This window comes from Leucobacter soli (genome assembly GCF_042659205.1).
GTDB lineage: Bacteria > Actinomycetota > Actinomycetes > Actinomycetales > Microbacteriaceae > Leucobacter > Leucobacter soli.
Genome location: NZ_JBHSRW010000288.1, coordinates 1 through 2,545 on the forward strand (window position 1 = coordinate 1; position 2,545 = coordinate 2,545).

The 2,545-nt window shown below is 70.5% G+C and carries 2 protein-coding genes and 1 pseudogene; all 3 read left to right on the forward strand.

The genetic code is table 11. From position 1 onward, the window contains the following. The coding region (locus tag ACFPZL_RS12190) for a hypothetical protein (RefSeq protein WP_382335624.1) at positions 1-478 on the forward strand (478 nt) is incomplete at its 5' end. A 47-nt stretch (positions 479-525) separates the two neighbouring features. Next, positions 526-2,322, forward strand: coding sequence for a peptidoglycan D,D-transpeptidase FtsI family protein (locus ACFPZL_RS12195; RefSeq protein ID WP_218113747.1), 1,797 nt, complete (start codon positions 526-528; stop codon positions 2,320-2,322). A 19-nt stretch (positions 2,323-2,341) separates the two neighbouring features. Then, a pseudogene (locus ACFPZL_RS12200) lies at positions 2,342-2,545 on the forward strand (UDP-N-acetylmuramoyl-L-alanyl-D-glutamate--2,6-diaminopimelate ligase); the annotation flags it as partial.

A 2,545-nucleotide genomic window follows, 5' to 3' on the forward strand; every position in this document is an offset into this window, starting at 1 on the left:
GCGTCGCGGGCTCAGCCCGCTGCTCGCCGCGCTCAGCTGCGGCGTCGTCGTCGTCGCGATCCTCGCGACCCAGCTCGGCCTCAGCATCGCCGTCTCCCAGGGCGCCTACGAGGTACGCGCGCTCGAGCTCGAGCAGCGCGACCTGGCCCGCGTGGAGCGGGTGCTGTCGCAGAACGTCGACAAGCTCTCCTCGCCGCAGAACCTCGCCGAGAACGCGGCGAAGCTCGGCATGGTGCAGAACGCGACCCCGGCCACGCTGCGCTTGAGCGACCACAAGGTGCTCGGCAGCCTCACCCCGCGGACGAGCGCGGTGAACGACAACCTCGTGCCCAACGCCGCCCTGGACGGGCTGCCCGTCGTCAACGCCGAGGGCCTGCTCGTCGCGCGGAACGGCGGACAGGCCGCCGCGGTTGACGCGGGTGGCTCGGATGCGCCGGTAGCGTGGCGGGGGAAGCTGCCCGCACCCGACACGCACTGACATCGAGCACGTCGAGTATCGGGCACCGAAGGACGGCGGGAGACGGGATGCCGAGGTTGAGCACCGGGTCGTGGCGGCGCCTCATCGCGGCCGTCGTGGTGATCGGCTGCACCGTCGTGTTCACGCTGCGCCTCGTCGACATCCAGCTCGTCTCCGCGGCGGGGCTCAACGAGGACGCGGCGGGCAAGCGCGCCGTGCCGGTCGTGATCCCGAGTCTGCGCGGCGACATCGTCGACCGCGACGGCGAGATCCTGGCGACCACGGACGAGCGCTACGACGTGCAGCTCTCGCCGAAGAACACCCGCCTCAACGACGGCATCTTCCAGCGCTACTCCGAGGCCGAGGAGACCTGGGTGGGCGTCACCGCATCGGAGGCCTTCGCCGAGATCGGCGAGATCACGGGCCAGTCGGCGAAGAAGATCCAGAAGATCGTCGACGACGCGCTCGAGGAGAACCCGAAGTCCGACTTCGCCTATGTGAAGCGGTCCGTCGACCTCTCGGCGCTCAACCGGCTCAAGGCGCTCGAGATCCCCTGGCTCACCTTCGAGAGCAACCACGCGCGCAGCTACCCGAACGGCGCCGTCGGCGGCAATCTGGTCGGGTTCTCCGGATCGGACGGCGAGCCGCTCGCCGGGGTCGAGCTCTCGCAGGACGCGTGCCTCGTGGGCACCGACGGCGAGGAGAGCTACGAGCGCGGTGCGGACGGAGTGGCGCTGCCCGGCAGCGTGGTCGTCACCCAGGAGGCCATCGACGGCGGTACGGTCGGGCTCACGATCGATCGCGATCTGCAGTGGGAGGCCCAGCAGATCATCGACAGCCAGGTGGCCTCGGTCAAGGCCGAGTGGGGGCTCCTCACCATCATGGACGCGAAGACCGGCGAGCTCGTCGCGGTCGCCGAGGACGATTCGGTGGACCCGGGCGACATCGACGGGAGCAACCCCGACAAGCGGGAGGCCCGGAGCTTCGTCGCGCCGTACGAGCCGGGATCGACCTTCAAGACGCTCACCGCGGCGGCGCTGATCGACGCGGGAGTCGCGGGCCCGACGACCGTGAACGCCACCCCGGACCGCTGGCAGCCGGAGCCGAACGTCGACTTCCGCGACTGGTTCTCGCACGGCACGATCGACTGGACGCTCACCGGGATCCTGCTGCAGTCCTCCAACGTCGGCATCTCGATGCTGGGCTCCAAGCTCGACGCCGACTCGCGCTACGACTCCCTGCGGAAGTTCGGCATCGGCGAGGCCACCTCCGCCGGCATGCCGGCGGAGGACTCCGGCATGCTCTACGCGGCCTCGGACTGGGACCGCCAGACGAGCTACACGACCATGTTCGGTCAAGGGCTCTCCTCCACGATCGTGCAGACCGCGAGCGCCTACCAGGCCATCGCGAACGACGGAGTGCGGATCCCGCCCTCGCTCGTGACGGGGTGCACCGATGCCGCGGGCGAGACCGTCGAGCCGGATCGCGGGAAGCCGGTGCAGGCGGTCTCGAAGCGCACGGCGAAGGAGGTGCGCAACATGCTCGAGACGGTCGGCACGGACGGCCTGGTGTCGCAGTACGTGACGATCCCGGGCTACCGCATCGGCGGGAAGACCGGCACGGCGCAGCAGTCGAACGGGCGCGGCGGCTATCGCACGGACTTCGTCTACAGCTTCGCCGGGATGTTCCCGATGGACGACCCCCGGTACGTCATCGTGTCCTCCGTCGCGTTCCCCAAGGGCGGGGACGGGACCGTCGCAGCGACCCGGGCGTTCCACGATGCGGCGGAGGCGACCATCCGCACGTTCCACATCCCGCCGTCGACGGGCAAGTACAAGAAGCTGGCGACCGGCGGGGACGATTGAGGCTGGCTAGGATCGAGTGATGACCAGCAACGAGGGCGACCTGAGCATCCGACCCCGACACCCCCGATCCGCGCCCCTGAGCGGTGTCGCGGAGCGCTTCGGGCTCCGGGTGGACGTGGCGGATCCGGGTCTCGACGGCGTCGTGGCGACCGGGGCGACCCTCGACTCGCGCGACGTCCGCCCGGGCGACCTCTACGCGGCGCTTCCGGGCTCCCGCCGGCAC